This window comes from Mycobacterium sp. FW102-FHT13B02 (genome assembly GCF_058790275.1).
The window spans coordinates 103,910-118,157 of sequence record NZ_JBYTCM010000003.1; the positions used below are offsets into that span (position 1 = coordinate 103,910).

Consider the following 14,248-nt stretch of genomic DNA (forward strand, 5'->3'; position numbering starts at 1 on the left):
CGCAGGCGGATCGCCCATCAGCCCGGTGCCGCGGATGGTCCGCGTCGGCGACGTCATGATGTCAGGGCTGCTCACCGAAGCCGAGGCGCCACGCGCCGTCATCGTCGCCGTACACGGCGGTGGCAGCAGCGCAGCATATTTCGATTGTCCGGGGCACCCACGACTGTCGCTGATGCGCACCGCCGCAGCGCTCGGCTACACCGTTGTCGCACTGGACCGCCCCGGATACGGGGCGTCCGACGCCTACCCCGAGGCAATCGCGCACCCGGAGCAGCGGATCGCCCTGGCCTACGGCGCGGTGGACGCGATGCTCGGGCCTAGGGGCCGTGGCGCCGGCGTATTCCTGCTCGGGCACTCCAACGGCTGCGAGCTGACGCTCCGCATGGCCGTCGACGAACGCGCCTGCCAGGCAGGTGTTTTCGGTATCGCGTTGGCCGGCACCGGCCTGCACTACCAGGACGCCGCCATGGAGATGCTCAAGTCGGCGTCGGTCACCCACCGCCCGCCCGGGCTGCGCGAACTACTGTGGCACCCCGCAGAGCTCTACCCGCCGTTGACGAGCACTCCCAACGCGCGCAGTGGCGCCCGGTACGAGGCCGCGATGGTCCAGGACTGGCCCCGCAGTGACTTCCCGGCGCTGGCCGCCGACGTCCGGGTACCCGTGCACTTCACCGTCGCCGAGCATGAACGGGTCTGGCGATCGGATCCGGACGCCGTCGCGGCCATCAGTGGATTGTTCACCGCAGCACCACGGATGACGGTCCACCACCAGGTCGGAGCGGGCCACAACATCAGCGTTTCGGTCGGGGCAGCGGCCTACCACCTCACCGTGCTGGCGTTCATCGAGGAATGCCTGGCCACCCAGCGCAACACAGAAGTCACACTGGAGGTCGGTTAGTGCGAGTCGGATTCATCGGTCTCGGCAGCCAGGGCGCGCCGATGGCGCGCCGTATCGTGGACGCGGGATATCCACTGACGTTGTGGGCCCGGCGTTCGGCCTCCGTCGAACCATTCGCCGACACCGCCGCCAAAGTCGTCGAAACACCAGCCGAGTTGGCCGCCGTCAGCGACCTCGTCTGCGTGTGTGTTGTCGGGGACGACGACGTCCGCCAGGTGCTGGACGGCGATAACGGCATCTGCACCGGATTGGCACCCGGCGGCATCATCGCCATCCACAGCACCGTACATCCGGACACCTGCCGCGATATTGCCAGAACCGCAGCAGCCAAGGGAATTTCGCTGATCGATGCGCCGGTCAGCGGCGGCGGTCCCGCCGCCGCTGCCGGCCGTCTCCTCGTGATGGTCGGCGGTAAGCCTGACGCCGTGGAGCGCAGTCGACCGGTGTTCGCCACCTACGCCGACCCGATCGTCCACCTCGGGGATGTCGGCTCGGGCCAGGTGACCAAACTGCTGAACAACCTGCTGTTCACCGCCAATATCGCGACCGCGAAGTCGACGCTGGATCTGGGCGAGGCGCTGGGCGTCTCGGTCGAGCGGCTCGCGGAGGTGATCACCCAGGGATCGGCGAACAGCTTCGCGCTCCGCCGCATCGCGCAATTCGGCGGAAGTCTCGATGTGCTCAAGTCGGTCGCGGCGGACCTGTTGAAGAAGGACGTCTGTCTGATCGCGGACCTCGCCGAGTCCGCCGGCGCCACACCGGGCGCGGTACTCGAATCCGCCGATGCCGCACTGGGTTTGATGGACCGCACGCGGTGAACACGGTCGGTTTCGTCGGAGCGGGACGCATGGGCGGTGCCATGGTCGGCCGCCTCGTCGCGGCCGGCCACGAGGTGAACGTCCTGGCCCGCACACCGGAGAAGAGTGCAGCCATCACCGCACTCGGCGCAACCCCGGTCACCGATCTGGCCGCCGTCTGCGCAGGCGCCGATACGGTCGTCATCTGTGTCTTCACCGACGAACAGGTCCGGGACGTCGCCAATGCCCTGGCGGACAACCTGCGCCCGGACACCGTCCTGGTCATCCACACGACCGGCAGCCCGCACACTGCCGAGGCCATCGCCGACCACGGCGTGGACGTCATCGACGCCGCGGTCAGCGGCGGTCCGCATGACATCGCCGCCGGCCGGTTGACGTTGTTCGTCGGCGGCTCCGACGCCGCGGTCGAGCGAGCCAGACCCGTGCTGTCGTGTTATGGCGACCCGATCATCCACACCGGTCCGCCGGGCACGGGCCAACGGGTCAAGCTCGTCAACAACGCATTGTTCGCGGCGAAGATCGGGTTGATCAGCGCCGCAGTCGAACTCGGCGAGCGGCTCGGCGTCCCCGAATCCGCACTGCTGACCGCCCTGCCCCACGCCAGCGCGGGCAGCCGTGCGCTGGACAGCATCTCGCGAGCGGGTTCGGTCGCGTCGTTCCGCGCGGTCGTCGGCGAGTTCCTGAGCAAGGACGTCGCGACGGTCCGAACCACCGCAGCTGAGTTGGGCACCGGCCTGGGCGTGCTCGACACCATCATCGACACCGGCATGGCGCCGACGGGAGGGAGCAATCCAGCATGACCGCAACAAAACTCGTGTTCGACCCGTTCTCCGAGGACTTCTTCAACGGGCCGTGGGAGACCTACCGGCGAATGCGCGCGGAAGCACCGGTGTATTACAGCGAGGAACACGACTTCTACGCGCTGTCCCGACACGACGACGTCGCCCCCGCGTACCGCGACTTCGAGACCTATTCGTCTGCGTATGGAACGGATCTGGCACAGGTGCGCGCGGGGGCCGAGATGCCGGGCAATATGCGGATGATCATCTTCATGGATCCGCCCGAGCACCGCCACATCCGCAGCCTCCTGAACAAGGTGTTCACGCCGCGGGCAATCCAGTCGCAGCGCGAAATGGTCCGCGCGAAGATCGACAAGTACCTGAACCGCCTCGATCCCAACGGATTCGACGCGGTACAGGACTTCACCGGACCGTTCCCGGTCGAGGTGATCACGAACATGATGGGCGTCCCCGAGGAGGAGGCCCAACAGGTCCGGTACTGGATCGACGAATCGCTGCACCGCGAAATCGGCCAGGTCGAAACCTCGGAACAGGGCATCCAGGCCTACATGGACAGTGCGGCTTTCTATTTCGAATTGGCGCGCCAGCGTAAAGAAGCACCGGGCGACGATCTGATCAGCCGCCTCCTGGCCGCCGAGACCGAACGTGAAGACGGCACCGTCACCAAGCTCGAGGACTACGAGATCGCCGGATTCGCTTCGCTGTTGGGCGGCGCCGGCGCCGAGACGGTGACCAAGCTGGTCGGTAACGCGGTCTACCTGTTCGCCCGCCATCCCGACCAGTGGCAGAAGCTGCTGGACGATCGCAGCAAGGTCCCCGCCGCCGTCGAGGAACTGTTGCGGTACGAGGCACCCGCGCAGTACAACGTGCGCCGCAGTATGAAAGACGTGCAGCTGCACGGGACGACCATTCCGGAGGGCGCTCCGGTGTTCCTGCTCGGCGGTTCCGCCAACCGCGATCCGGAGGCGTGGACCGACGCCGACGCGTTCGACATCGACCGTAACCACACCGAGGCCCAGAACCTCGGTTTCGGGTACGGCATCCACAGCTGCCTGGGGGCGGCGCTGGCGCGCATGGAGAGCGCCACCGCGCTGGAGGCGTTGCTGGACTTCATGCCACGCTACGAGATCGACTGGGACGGTTGCAGACGTGTCCACATGCAGAACGTGATGGGTTGGCAGAACATCCCGGTACGGGTGCTGCGATGAGCAAGGTGAGCGTCGACTTCGGGCTGTGCGAGAGCAACGGCGTCTGCGAGGGAATCATCCCCGACGTGTTCCATCTCGACGACCAGGACTACCTGCACATCCGGCGCGACGAAGTGACGCCGGACAACCGGGACCGGATCGTCGAAGCCGTCCGTCAATGTCCCCGCCAGGCGATATCGATCACGGAGGATCCCGCATGAAGCCCTATCGCGTCGTTCAATGGACCACCGGCAATGTCGGCAAGAGCTCGGTCAAAGCCGTTGTCGCACATCCAGACCTGGAACTCGTCGGATGCTACGCCTGGTCACCGGACAAGGCCGGCCGTGACGTCGGCGACCTGTGCGGGATCGAGCCCACCGGGGTGACCGCGACCAATGACGTCGCGGCACTGCTGGCACGGAAGCCGGATTGCGTGGTGTACAACCCGATGTGGATCGACGTCGATGAAGTGGCGCGCATCCTGGAAGCCGGGGTCAATGTCGTTGCGACCGCGTCATTCATCACCGGACACAACCTGGGCCACGACCGGGAGCGCATCATCGAGGCGTGCCGCGCCGGCGGCTCGACCATGTTCGGCTCCGGGGTCAGCCCGGGTTTCGCCGAGCTGCTGGCGATCGTCGGCGCCATGGCGTGCGACCGGGTGGACAAGGTGACGGTCGCCGAGGCCGCCGACACCACCTTCTACGACTCACCCGCCACCGAAATCCCCTGCGGTTTCGGCATGCCCATCGATTCACCGGACCTGCCGCCGATGGCCGCCGCGGGCACCGCGATCTTCGGTGAGGCAGTGCGGTTACTGGCCGACTCGCTCGGCGTCGAACTCGACGACGTGCGGTGCGAAGCCGAATACGCACAAACCACCGCGGATCTCGATCTGGGCTCGTGGACCATCGAGAAAGGCTGCGTCGCCGGCGTCGCCGCGAGCTGGCAAGGCGTGGTTGCCGGTAGGACCGTCATCGAGCTCAAGGTGCGGTGGCGCAAAGGCCAGTCACTCGAGCCCGACTGGCAGCTCGACGCCGACGCGTGGAACATCACGATCGATGGTCGCCCGACGGTCACCATGAAGATCAACTTCCTGCCGCCGCCGGACTTCCAGGCGACGACGATGGCGGAATTCATGACCCTCGGCCACATCATGACGGCGATGCCCGCCATCAACGCGATCCCGGCTGTCGTCGCGGCCGCACCCGGCATCGCCACCTACAACGACCTGCCGCTGACCCTACCGCGCATGAAAGGCCTTGTATGAAAGAAGGATTCGATAACCGGGTGGCTCTGATCACCGGAGCCGGCTCGGGCATCGGACGCGCCACCACCCTGGCATTCGCCAAGGCGGGCGCCCGCGTCGTCGCCGCCGACATCAACGGTGACGCGGCCCAGGAAACCGCGGATTTGATCGGCGACGCCGCCATTGCCGTCGCCGCCGACATCGCCGACGAGGAGTCCGTCGCGCGGGCCGTGACTGCCGCCCTCGACACCTACGGCCATATCGACGTGCTGTCCAACAACGCCGGCGTCATCGACACCATGGCGCTACCGGCCGATACCACGCTCGCCGAATGGGACCGGGTCATCCGGATCAACCTGACCGGCACGTTCATCGTGACCCATGCGGTGCTCCCCCACATGCTCGGCCAACAGCGCGGCGTCATCGTCAACACCGCCTCGGCCGCCGGAGTCCGCGGCGGCTCTGCCGGTGCCGCATACACCGCCTCCAAGCACGGCGTGATCGGCCTGACCCGGAACATCGCCTGGTCGTACGCCAAGGACGGCATTCGGTGCAACGCGATCCTGCCCGGCCCGACGCTCACCGGAATCGCCGGCAGCATCAGCGGATTCAACGAGACCGGTCAAGCCCGTCTGACGCCGATCATCTCAGCGGCCCCGGATATCGCGCTGCCCGAGCAGATGGCCGACGTGATCGTCTTCCTGGCTTCCGATGCCGCCGCATTCGTCAACGGCGCGATCGTGGCGGCCGACGCCGGGTGGTCAGCGGGCTGACGCCCGCTGACCGTCAGGTCCTGTCAGGCCCCGAAGCCCGACAGGATCACGGCGTTGCAGTCCGCGGCGGACTGGCGGACTTTCGCGGCTGCCTGGTACGCGTCGGACTCGTACCAGGCGCGCGCGGCGTCCACGGATTCGAACTCCAGCACGACGGTCTGGTTGCCGTGCCAGCTGCCCTCGAGCACCTGGGGGTTCTGGTCCACCGACACGATCGTGGCGGACGACATCGCCTTGCCGGCCAGCTTGGCGTACTCAGCCATGCCCGCCGGGTCCTTGACGTCCTCGGTGAGGATCACATATCCCTTGGCCACTCGAATCTCCTTGACTAGTAGTTCGTTTCGACGATTGCTTGTTCGGGACAGTTCGCCATGGCATCGCGAACCGCACCTTCGAGATCAGCCGTCACTACCGAAGGATCGGCGACCGCATAACCGTCGTCGGTCATGCTGAAGACATCGGGACACAACGTCAGGCACATGCCGTGGCCGCGGCACCGGTCTTCATCGACGACAACCTTCATGATGAGCTCCCGGCAGGATCGAATTCGAGGTGGAGATCGATGATGCCACGCAGGATGTACGTCGGAATGTATTGGTACCGGCGATTTCCCGCGGGGCCGTGGTGCGCCTCGGAGATCCGGATGTCCGACGTTCGGTCCAGGAGCCGCTCCAGCGCCACGCGCGTCTCGGCCCGCGCCAATGGCGCACCGGGGCAGCTGTGGATGCCGCGCCCGAACGCCAGGTGCTGGCGGGCGTTCTTGCGCTCGGCGTCGAACGTGTCGGGATCCTCGAACCGCCGTGGATCACGGTTGGCCGCACCGTTGATCACCATCAACGTGCAGCCCGCACCGATGGCCTCGTCACCGATGGTGGTGGGCACGCGCGAGAGCCGGAAGTCGCCCTTCACCGGGCTCTCGATACGCAGGCATTCTTCGATGAAGTTCGGCAGCAGGCTGCGATCTGCCCGAAGCTTGGCCTGGATGTCGGGTTGCTCGCCGATCACCTTCAGCGCCGTACTGAGCAACCGGACCGTGGTCTCCTGACCGGCCGAGAAAACGTTCGTGGCCACCCGCACCACGTCGTCGACCGTCGGCATGGTCCCGTCGGGGAACGTCGCGGTGGCCAGACCGGTCAGCACATCGTCGCGCGGTTCGCGGCGGCGATCCTCGATGTACACCGCGAAGGCCTCGTAAAGGTACTCGAAAGGTGTTTTTGAGAGCGTCTTTTCGTCGGTGCTGCCGAGTCCGCCACCGTGGGTGCCCTTCGCAAGCCGCTCGAGCAGTTCAGGGCAATCCTCGTCGGGTACACCGAGCAGGTCCGCGATGACGCGCAAGGTGAACGGCCCGGCGAAGCCCTTGATGAACTCACCCTCGCCGGGAGCCAGGAACTCCCCGAGCATGTCGTCGGCGATCCGCCACATCGCGTCCTCGTTCTCCTTGAGGCGCTTGGGCGTGATCAGCCGCATGAGCAGGGCGCGGTGATTGGTATGCGTCGGCGGGTCCAGCGTCGGCAGCTGGTCGCTGTACGGAATCTCGTCGCGGTGCTTCTCGATGAGCTCACTGACATCGTCCCCTTCGAGTGGCACCGGGAAGCCCGGGAACGGACCCGTCACCGAGATGCACGACGAGAACGTCTCGGCGTCGTTGTAGACGTCCACCGCCTCCTGCCAGCCGGTGACCATCGTGACGCCGTAGTGGTCTTCACGGGCCACCGGGCATTTGTTGCGCAGCGCCTCGTAAAACGGGTACGGGTCGTCGGTCAGCCGATCATCCCGGAAGAAATCGACCGCGGTGAGGTCTTCCGACACCTGTCCTCCATTCCAAGCAAACTCAGATGAGAATGTGATTCTCAAATGTGGTGATTACATTTCCATAGTGGTCCGCCGGCGTCAATGCGCCCGGCGGTCATCGGATCGGTTCGTCGCCGAGGACGGTGGTGCGCAGCATCTCTCGCGGCGAGTCGGCGGCGTAGGGAGCCGCGCGGTGCAGCACGCCACGGTTGTCCCAGACGACGGTGTCCCCCACCGACCACCTGTGGCTGTACACCTTCTCGGGAGCCGTGGCTCGCTCCAGCAGTTCGGCGAGCAGTGCGCGTCCCTCATCCCGGTCCATGCCGATGACGTGGTCCGCGGACGCGCCGAGCACCAGCGACTTGCGACCGCTGCGATGCGTCCAGACCAACGGGTGCTCGTGCGTCCGCCGCGACCGCCACGCCGCGAGCTGCTCTGGCGACGGGTCAGGAGTGACCCGGCGCTGCGATGCCTCCAGCGAATGCACTACCCGCAGCTGCCCGTAGCGCTCCTGGTCGCCGGTGCTCAATTCGTCATATGCGGCATAGGAATTGGCAAATTCGGTCTCGCCGCCGTTGGTCGCCACCGCGACGGCCGAGAGCACGGTCGCCTTCTGCGGATAGGTTTCCTCGACCGGGGTGCAGCCGTCGATGTGCCAGTCGAACGTCGCGCGGAGATAAGCCGCCGAGGTGTTCCTGGACGTGTCGAGAGTGATCGGATAGATACCGGCGACCGGGTGGTGGCCGTCCGAGGAGTGGTCGACAGCGCCGAGTCTGCGACTGAACGCCACCTGCTCTTCCGGATCGAGCCGCAGACCCGGGAAAACCAGCACGCCGTTGTCCTCCAAGGCATCGAGCACGGCCGCGGCCAGGTCATCATCGGCAGTCAGTCGCCCGGCATCGACGCCGACCACTTCCGCGCCGACCGACGACGTCAGCTTGCCCAGCGTCAGCAGACTCATGGCACCGGCGCCCCGACACGATTCATGATGGCGTCGGCAGAGTCGGCCGGCTTCTGCGTGCCGAAGATCTCGACGGCCATCGAGACCATGATCATCGAGTAGATCAGGTGCAGCAGATTGAGCGCGTCGTCCGGCAGGTCGTCGAGTCCGTACTTGTCGCAATAGTCGATAGCCTCCTCGAAGCGCGGCGTGAAGGCGTCGTAGAACTGCCGGATCTCGGTCATCGGAGTCTGCATGCGCATCTCCCAGCGTTCGGGTTCGGTCGCCAGGCACCACTTCTCGGCGAACGGCTCGAACTCGGCGAAGGCGCTGGGCAGTCGGGATTCGGCCACGATCACACCCCCGCCGGGGCACGCTGAGCCTGGTATTCCTCGACCCAGTCGACCGACACCTTGTGCAGATGGCGCACCAGGATCTCCTGGTCCGACAGCGGGTAATCGTCGACGACGTCGTATTCCAGTGCCGCCTGGGTGCCGCCGAGCATGCCGGCGTCCTGGAGAGCGAACTCTTTCAGCACCACCGAGGCGACCTCGTGCTCGATGCGCTCGCGGACGGTGCGCGCCGGGTGAAACGCGTTGTACGCCTCGAACTTATGGGTGTTGTGCGACGTCGGCCAGTAGCGGTACAGCAGATACCAGCCGTGGTAGATCAGGATCTCCAGGTTCGGGAAGATCTGGAAGTTCGTGATGCCCCACGGTTCGATGCCGCCTGGATTCAGGCCGGCCGAGAAGTGGGTCTCCGGGGTACGCCACGGCCCCACGAGACCGCTACGCGTCACCCGTTCGACGGGGTACATGTAGTCGGGATCGAGCTTCCAGCGGCGGGTACCCGCCGTCGACACCAGTCGGTGCGGCCCGTCGATCTGGAAGTGCCCGCACTCGAAGGTGGCGTTCGGTTGACGCACCGCGCTCGGCACCTGCTGGGAGTGCAGCGACGGCACGTGGTAGTACTCCTGGAATGCGTCGGCGAAGATCTTCCAGTTGCTGTTGTTCTCCGCCGCGAAGTCGTAACGCTCGGTCATCGCCCCGAACGGGTAGTCGTCGAGCGCGGTGATCATCGGGCCGAGGAACTCGCGCAGGCTCCACTGGGGCTCGGGATCGAAGTTGATGAAGATGAAGCCGTTCCACACGTCGCACTGCACGGGCTTCAACCCGTACCGGGTGCTGTCCAGCCCGAAGAACTCGCCTTCCTGCTGCACGAACGTCAGATCACCTTTGAGGTCGTAGCGCCAACCGTGATACTTGCAGGTGAACTGGCGGCAACCGCCTTTGGTCTCTTCGTGGGGAAAGTCGTTCCACACCAGTTTGTTTCCGCGGTGCCGGCAGATGTTGTAGAAGGCGCGGATCTGTTCGTCGCGACCCTTCACCACGATCACCGACGTCCTGGCGGCGTCGATCTCCTTGGTGAAGTAGCTGCCGACCCGCGGCACCTCCTCGATCCGCCCGACGTTGAGCCACGCCCGTTTGAAGACCGCCTCACGTTCGAGTTCGTAGAACTCCGGTGAGATCGAGTCGCGGAAGGAAATCGGCCCCGTGCCGAGTTCGGGGTAATGCTCGGTCCAGCTGCCTTCAGCCGGCTTGGGCCACTTGGCCATGATCTCCTCCTCGAAGTTGTTCCGTCACATCGCTTGCCGTCACGTCGCCGGCCGTCACATCACGGACCCACCGTTGACACCGAGGGTCTGCCCGGTGATGAAGCCGGCTTCCGGCGAGCACAGGAAGCCGACGGCCGCGGCGATGTCGTCCCCGGTGCCGAGGTGGCCAACAGGGATGCTGGCCGCCATTTGCTCGTTGGGCGGCAGGTTTCCCGCCGCCTGCGATTGGTGCTGCATCGGCGTCTCGATACCCGACGGAGGCACGTTGTTCACGGTGATTCCAGCCGGACCATATTCGCGGGCAAGCGATTTCGTCAGCGACAGCAGAGCGCCCTTGGACGCGGCGTAGTGCGCCATGCCCGGCGAGCCTCGCTGTGCGCTGGACGAGGAGATCATCACGATGCGTCCCCAGCCCGCCGCCAGCATGTCCGGTACCGCGATCTGGCAACAGTGGAACGTGCCGGTGAGATTCACGTCGATCAGCCGCTGCCAGGAATCCACGGTGATGTCGGTGAACGCCGCGAAGTCCACCACGCCGGCACTGGTGACCAGGATGTGTACGGGCCCGAACTCGCTGCGCACCTTGGCGAATGCGTCTTCCACCGAGACTCTGTCGCTGACGTCGACCGCAATGCCCACCGCCTCTACGCCATCGGCGCGCAGGTCTTCGGCCACCCGCTGTGCCGCTTCGCTGTTCAGGTCGAGGACGGCCACTTTGTGTCCCCGCCGCCCCAGTTCGTGACAGGTCGCCTCACCCATGCCCGACGCACCACCGGTCACCACAGCCACGCGTGTCATGTGCACTCCTACTCGTAAACCACTCGAACGGTCTTACTGGTCGGCAGGGATTGACAGGTCAGCACCCAGCCGTCGGCGACCTCGTCGTCGTCGAGAGCGTCGTTGTTGAGCATGCGTGCGCTGCCTTCGACGATGCGGGCCATACACGTTCCGCAGGAGCCGGTTTCGCACGACGAGGGCGCGCGCAACCCGGCGATGCGGGCCGTCTGCAGCAGTGTGTTGCCTGCCCGGTACCCCACGGTCGTCTTGCGGCGGTCGAGTTCGATGGTGACTTCTTCGGTGTCCGACGCGGCCGCGTCGTCGGCGGTGACCGCGGCGATCTGGAAGCGCTCCAGGTGAATTCGGCTACGCGGCGTACCGGTCTGCATGACGGCGGATTCCACCGCGTCCATGAACGGCCCCGGCCCGCAGATGTAGAACTCGGCATCGCCGGCATCGCCGGCATCGGCGACGAAGGACGCGATGGCCTCGGGCTGCACGACGCCGTCGACGTCGTCCAGGTGGTGGCGCACGGTCAGGCGGTCAGGATGCGACTGCGCCAGTGCACCAAGGGAATCGGCAAAGATCACCGAGTCGCGGCTACGGTTGGCGTAGAACAATCGGATTCGGCGCGAGGTTCCCGCCAGCGCGGCGCCGATGAGTGAGTGGATCGGCGTGATCCCACTGCCACCGGCGAAGGCGACAATGTCGCGCTCCCCCTCCCCCAGGACGAACCGCCCTTCGGGCGGCGCGGCATCGATGTGATCACCGGCGGCGGCGGTGTCGTTCAGCCAGTTCGAGACGAGCCCACCCCCGTCACGCTTGACGGTGATCTGCAGATCGTCGCCACCCAGCGGCGACGACGACATCGAGTAACACCGCCGGTGCTGATCCCCGGCCACTTGCACCCGCAGGGTCAGGAATTGCCCTGCCTGGTAACGGAATCGGGGTGCACAGTCCTCGGGGATATCGAGGATCAGCGACACCGCGTCGCCGGTTTCGCGCACCACTCGCTTGATGCGCAATGACGCGAAGTCGTCCACAAGATCAGCCATCCCTTTGAGAGTATCAAGTACTTGTCATTAGTATCAAGCACTTGATACTCAGTCTTTCTTACCGGGGCTTCGGCGGGTCTTTGACTGCACGTATCTGCGGGACTTTTAACCCGACCGTGCGATCAAATCGTCTTCGCGCCGGCCCATCTCAGGCGGCGAGGCCCGAGCTGGTTGACGGTGCATCCGCGCAGCGTGGCACTCGATCCTTTCCTGCGCACGCGCACGCTCAACTCCCAGAAGACATTTGCTTGTCAAGTGCCCAGCGCGTGGTCACGTCCACGTCCTCGCGGGCCGCTCACTCCCCGACGTGATCGTCGATCAGTTTGTTCCCGGTGCCCTGCTCGACGACGCGCTTGAGCAACCGCTTCAAGGTCTCCTGCTCGTCGGCGGTGAGCACGCCGAATACCGCTTCGTGCGCCTGCACCGCGTCGCTGACGACGGCGGCAGCGGTCTTGCGTCCCTGCTCGGTCAGGAAGGCCTGCAGGATGCGGGCATGTTGCGGATCGGGCTTGCGCTCCACGAGCCCACGGCCTTCGAGCGCCTTCAGCGCCAACTGCACGCCCTGCGGCGTGATGAGCAAGCGGCGCGCCAGATCGGCGCCGGACAGCCCGGGCTCGTTGGCGAGTTGGCGCAGCACACCGATCTGGGCGGTGCTGACCCCGTGGCTACTGACGGCCTCGTTCACCGAGGTCAGGGAGAAGTAGAACGCCTGCTTGAGGTGCCACAGGAGGTTTTCGTCCAAGTCCACTACGCACCTCCGTCGACCTGCTTGTAGATCTGCCCCTCTTTCATCACGAAGCGCACGTCCAGCGTACTGGCGATATTGCGCGACACGTCGCCGGGGACGGCCACGATATCCGCGCGGTAGCCCGGGGCCAGCCGCCCGAGTTCGTCGTCGGCGTCGATGAGTTCCGCGCTCGTGACGGTGGCGGCGCGGATGGCCTGCATCGGCGTCATGCCGCGGTCGACGAGCGCGCACAGCTCCTTCGCGTTCTGCCCGTGCGGCACGGCCGGCGCATCGGTTCCGCAGGCGATGCGTACACCCGCGGCGATGGCTTTCGGCAGCATCGCCTGCGCCTGCGGAAACACCACCTCGGCCTTCTTGCGCAGTTCGGGCGCGATGCGGTCGACGGCCATGGCCTCGGTCAGGTATGTCGTCGACACCAGGAACGTGCCGGTGTCGGCCATCAATTGAATGGTGTCGTCGGTCGCCAGGAAGCCGTGCTCGATGCAGTCGATCCCGGCGCGGATGCAGGCCCGAATCGCAGTGTCCCCCACCGCATGTGCAGCCACGCGCACTCCCGCGCGGTGCGCTTCGTCGGCGATCGCGGCGAACTCGTCGTCGGAATACTGCTGCGCACCCGGCGCGGTGCTGTGTGACATCACGCCACCCGAGGCGGACACCTTGATCAGCTTGGCGCCGTGCCGAACCTGGTAGCGCACGCAGGCCCGGACCTCGTCGACGCCGTTGGCAATGCCCTCTGCGACCGACAACGGCATGATGCCCGGCGCCAGGCGCTGAAAGACCGTCGGGTCGAGGTGGCCACCGTACGGTGTCACCGCATGCCCGGCCGGGTAGATGCGAGGCCCGACGTGCCAGCCCTGCTCGATGGCCCGCATGAGGGCCACGTCCAGCAGGTAGCCACCGGTCTTGACCATCAACCCGAGGTTGCGCACGGTGGTGAAACCGGCGTCCAGCGTGGCGCGGGCGTTGACGGCGCCGCGCAGCGTCCGATAGGCCGGATCGTCCTGTACGCCGTGCATCGGGCTCGGCAGCCCTTCGGGGCCGCCGGGGCCACCGATGAGCAGGTTGAGCTCCATGTCCATCAATCCCGGCAGCAGCGTCACGTCGCCGAGGTCGATGACGACGGCCGAATCCGGCAATGGTTCAACAGGATTGACGGCTGTGATGCGGTTGCCCTCGACCACGATCACGGCCGATGACCGCACTTCGCCGCTGTCGACGTCGGCCCACCGGGCGGCCCGAAGCACAGTCAGCTCTGTCACGGGCGCCGTCATGGGATCGGTTCGTAGACGCAGTCGAGCTTGGTGGCCCCGGAGTCGGGAACGCGGGGCTGTTTCCAGCACTCGACGGGGAACGACACCTGGATCATGGAGTACAGCAGGTGCATGAGGTTCACGACGTCTTCGGGCATGTCGTCGAGGCTGAACTTGTCGCAGAACGCGATGGCGTCTTCTGCTCGCGGGGTGATCGCGTCGTAGAACGCCTGCATCTGCGCCATGGAGCTGCCCAGCCGCTTGGCGTAGCGCAGCGCCTCGGTCGGTAGGCACCACTCGGAAAATGGCTCCAGGTCGGCAAATTCGGCCGGCAGGTGCACAGTCAT

18 protein-coding genes are annotated in these 14,248 nt (G+C 66.0%); 7 read left to right on the plus strand and 11 right to left on the minus strand.

Annotated elements, in window-relative coordinates; all coding sequences use genetic code 11:
* Positions 1–34 precede the first annotated feature (34 nt).
* Genes AC3WTE_RS06045 through AC3WTE_RS06075 form a run of 7 tightly spaced genes read left to right on the plus strand, consistent with a single transcriptional unit; the run spans position 35 to position 5,725 of the window.
* Positions 35–898: an alpha/beta hydrolase gene (locus AC3WTE_RS06045; RefSeq protein WP_492436822.1), complete on the plus strand. Its 864-nt coding sequence runs from the start codon at positions 35–37 to the stop codon at positions 896–898.
* A complete protein-coding gene (locus AC3WTE_RS06050) occupies positions 898–1,716 on the plus strand; it encodes an NAD(P)-dependent oxidoreductase (protein ID WP_492436452.1) in 819 nt (272 codons plus the stop codon). The genes AC3WTE_RS06045 and AC3WTE_RS06050 overlap by 1 nt, the downstream gene beginning before the upstream one ends.
* A complete protein-coding gene (locus tag AC3WTE_RS06055) occupies positions 1,713–2,516 on the plus strand; it encodes an NAD(P)-dependent oxidoreductase (protein ID WP_492436453.1) in 804 nt (267 codons plus the stop codon). The genes AC3WTE_RS06050 and AC3WTE_RS06055 overlap by 4 nt, the downstream gene beginning before the upstream one ends.
* Entirely contained in the window at positions 2,513–3,724 is a 1,212-nt protein-coding gene (locus AC3WTE_RS06060; RefSeq protein WP_492436454.1) for a cytochrome P450, read from the plus strand. Before AC3WTE_RS06055 ends, AC3WTE_RS06060 begins: the two co-directional genes overlap by 4 nt.
* The gene (locus tag AC3WTE_RS06065) at positions 3,721–3,924 is read left to right on the plus strand and encodes a ferredoxin (RefSeq protein ID WP_492436455.1); all 204 of its coding nucleotides are present in this window, start codon (positions 3,721–3,723) and stop codon (positions 3,922–3,924) included. Before AC3WTE_RS06060 ends, AC3WTE_RS06065 begins: the two co-directional genes overlap by 4 nt.
* Positions 3,921–4,973: an NAD(P)H-dependent amine dehydrogenase family protein gene (locus AC3WTE_RS06070; protein WP_492436456.1), complete on the plus strand. Its 1,053-nt coding sequence runs from the start codon at positions 3,921–3,923 to the stop codon at positions 4,971–4,973. The genes AC3WTE_RS06065 and AC3WTE_RS06070 overlap by 4 nt, the downstream gene beginning before the upstream one ends.
* 20 nt (positions 4,974–4,993) lie before the next feature.
* On the plus strand, positions 4,994–5,725 hold the full coding sequence (locus tag AC3WTE_RS06075; protein WP_492436457.1) for an SDR family oxidoreductase: 732 nt from the start codon (positions 4,994–4,996) through the stop codon (positions 5,723–5,725).
* 23 nt (positions 5,726–5,748) lie between these two features.
* Here AC3WTE_RS06075 and AC3WTE_RS06080 read toward each other — a convergent pair whose 3' ends face one another.
* From AC3WTE_RS06080 to AC3WTE_RS06130, 11 genes are all read right to left on the minus strand, one after another.
* A complete protein-coding gene (locus tag AC3WTE_RS06080; protein WP_020102581.1) occupies positions 5,749–6,039 on the minus strand; it encodes a DUF1330 domain-containing protein in 291 nt (96 codons plus the stop codon).
* A 14-nt stretch (positions 6,040–6,053) separates the two neighbouring features.
* On the minus strand, positions 6,054–6,248 hold the full coding sequence (locus AC3WTE_RS06085; protein WP_492436458.1) for a ferredoxin: 195 nt from the start codon (positions 6,246–6,248) through the stop codon (positions 6,054–6,056).
* On the minus strand, positions 6,245–7,534 hold the full coding sequence (locus AC3WTE_RS06090; RefSeq protein WP_492436459.1) for a cytochrome P450: 1,290 nt from the start codon (positions 7,532–7,534) through the stop codon (positions 6,245–6,247). Before AC3WTE_RS06090 ends, AC3WTE_RS06085 begins: the two co-directional genes overlap by 4 nt.
* A gap of 97 nt (positions 7,535–7,631) precedes the next feature.
* The gene (locus AC3WTE_RS06095; protein ID WP_492436460.1) at positions 7,632–8,477 is read right to left on the minus strand and encodes a TauD/TfdA dioxygenase family protein; all 846 of its coding nucleotides are present in this window, start codon (positions 8,475–8,477) and stop codon (positions 7,632–7,634) included.
* On the minus strand, positions 8,474–8,809 hold the full coding sequence (locus AC3WTE_RS06100) for a hypothetical protein (RefSeq protein WP_492436461.1): 336 nt from the start codon (positions 8,807–8,809) through the stop codon (positions 8,474–8,476). Before AC3WTE_RS06100 ends, AC3WTE_RS06095 begins: the two co-directional genes overlap by 4 nt.
* A gap of 2 nt (positions 8,810–8,811) precedes the next feature.
* Entirely contained in the window at positions 8,812–10,071 is a 1,260-nt protein-coding gene (locus AC3WTE_RS06105) for an aromatic ring-hydroxylating oxygenase subunit alpha (protein ID WP_492436462.1), read from the minus strand.
* 54 nt (positions 10,072–10,125) lie between these two features.
* Positions 10,126–10,869: an SDR family NAD(P)-dependent oxidoreductase gene (locus AC3WTE_RS06110; RefSeq protein WP_492436463.1), complete on the minus strand. Its 744-nt coding sequence runs from the start codon at positions 10,867–10,869 to the stop codon at positions 10,126–10,128.
* 8 nt (positions 10,870–10,877) lie between these two features.
* Complete coding sequence (locus AC3WTE_RS06115) at positions 10,878–11,903, minus strand: 2Fe-2S iron-sulfur cluster-binding protein (RefSeq protein ID WP_492436464.1); 1,026 nt, start codon at positions 11,901–11,903, stop codon at positions 10,878–10,880.
* A 295-nt stretch (positions 11,904–12,198) separates the two neighbouring features.
* Entirely contained in the window at positions 12,199–12,651 is a 453-nt protein-coding gene (locus tag AC3WTE_RS06120) for a MarR family winged helix-turn-helix transcriptional regulator (RefSeq protein WP_492436465.1), read from the minus strand.
* Positions 12,651–13,922: a metal-dependent hydrolase family protein gene (locus AC3WTE_RS06125; protein ID WP_492436466.1), complete on the minus strand. Its 1,272-nt coding sequence runs from the start codon at positions 13,920–13,922 to the stop codon at positions 12,651–12,653. The genes AC3WTE_RS06120 and AC3WTE_RS06125 overlap by 1 nt, the downstream gene beginning before the upstream one ends.
* Complete coding sequence (locus AC3WTE_RS06130; RefSeq protein WP_492436467.1) at positions 13,919–14,248, minus strand: hypothetical protein; 330 nt, start codon at positions 14,246–14,248, stop codon at positions 13,919–13,921. Before AC3WTE_RS06130 ends, AC3WTE_RS06125 begins: the two co-directional genes overlap by 4 nt.

Excerpts from the sequence above, each read along its gene's own strand:
- AC3WTE_RS06045 (WP_492436822.1), top strand. The coding sequence starts at position 35 with ATGGTCCGCGTCGGCGACGTCATGATGTCAGGGCTGCTCACCGAAGCC.
- AC3WTE_RS06060 (WP_492436454.1), top strand. The coding sequence starts at position 2,513 with ATGACCGCAACAAAACTCGTGTTCGACCCGTTCTCCGAGGACTTCTTC.
- AC3WTE_RS06065 (WP_492436455.1), top strand. The coding sequence starts at position 3,721 with ATGAGCAAGGTGAGCGTCGACTTCGGGCTGTGCGAGAGCAACGGCGTC.
- AC3WTE_RS06070 (WP_492436456.1), top strand. The coding sequence starts at position 3,921 with ATGAAGCCCTATCGCGTCGTTCAATGGACCACCGGCAATGTCGGCAAG.
- AC3WTE_RS06085 (WP_492436458.1), bottom strand. The coding sequence starts at position 6,248 with ATGAAGGTTGTCGTCGATGAAGACCGGTGCCGCGGCCACGGCATGTGC.
- AC3WTE_RS06095 (WP_492436460.1), bottom strand. The coding sequence starts at position 8,477 with ATGAGTCTGCTGACGCTGGGCAAGCTGACGTCGTCGGTCGGCGCGGAA.
- AC3WTE_RS06105 (WP_492436462.1), bottom strand. The coding sequence starts at position 10,071 with ATGGCCAAGTGGCCCAAGCCGGCTGAAGGCAGCTGGACCGAGCATTAC.
- AC3WTE_RS06110 (WP_492436463.1), bottom strand. The coding sequence starts at position 10,869 with ATGACACGCGTGGCTGTGGTGACCGGTGGTGCGTCGGGCATGGGTGAG.
- AC3WTE_RS06115 (WP_492436464.1), bottom strand. The coding sequence starts at position 11,903 with ATGGCTGATCTTGTGGACGACTTCGCGTCATTGCGCATCAAGCGAGTG.
- AC3WTE_RS06125 (WP_492436466.1), bottom strand. The coding sequence starts at position 13,922 with ATGACGGCGCCCGTGACAGAGCTGACTGTGCTTCGGGCCGCCCGGTGG.
- AC3WTE_RS06130 (WP_492436467.1), bottom strand. The coding sequence starts at position 14,248 with ATGACTGTGCACCTGCCGGCCGAATTTGCCGACCTGGAGCCATTTTCC.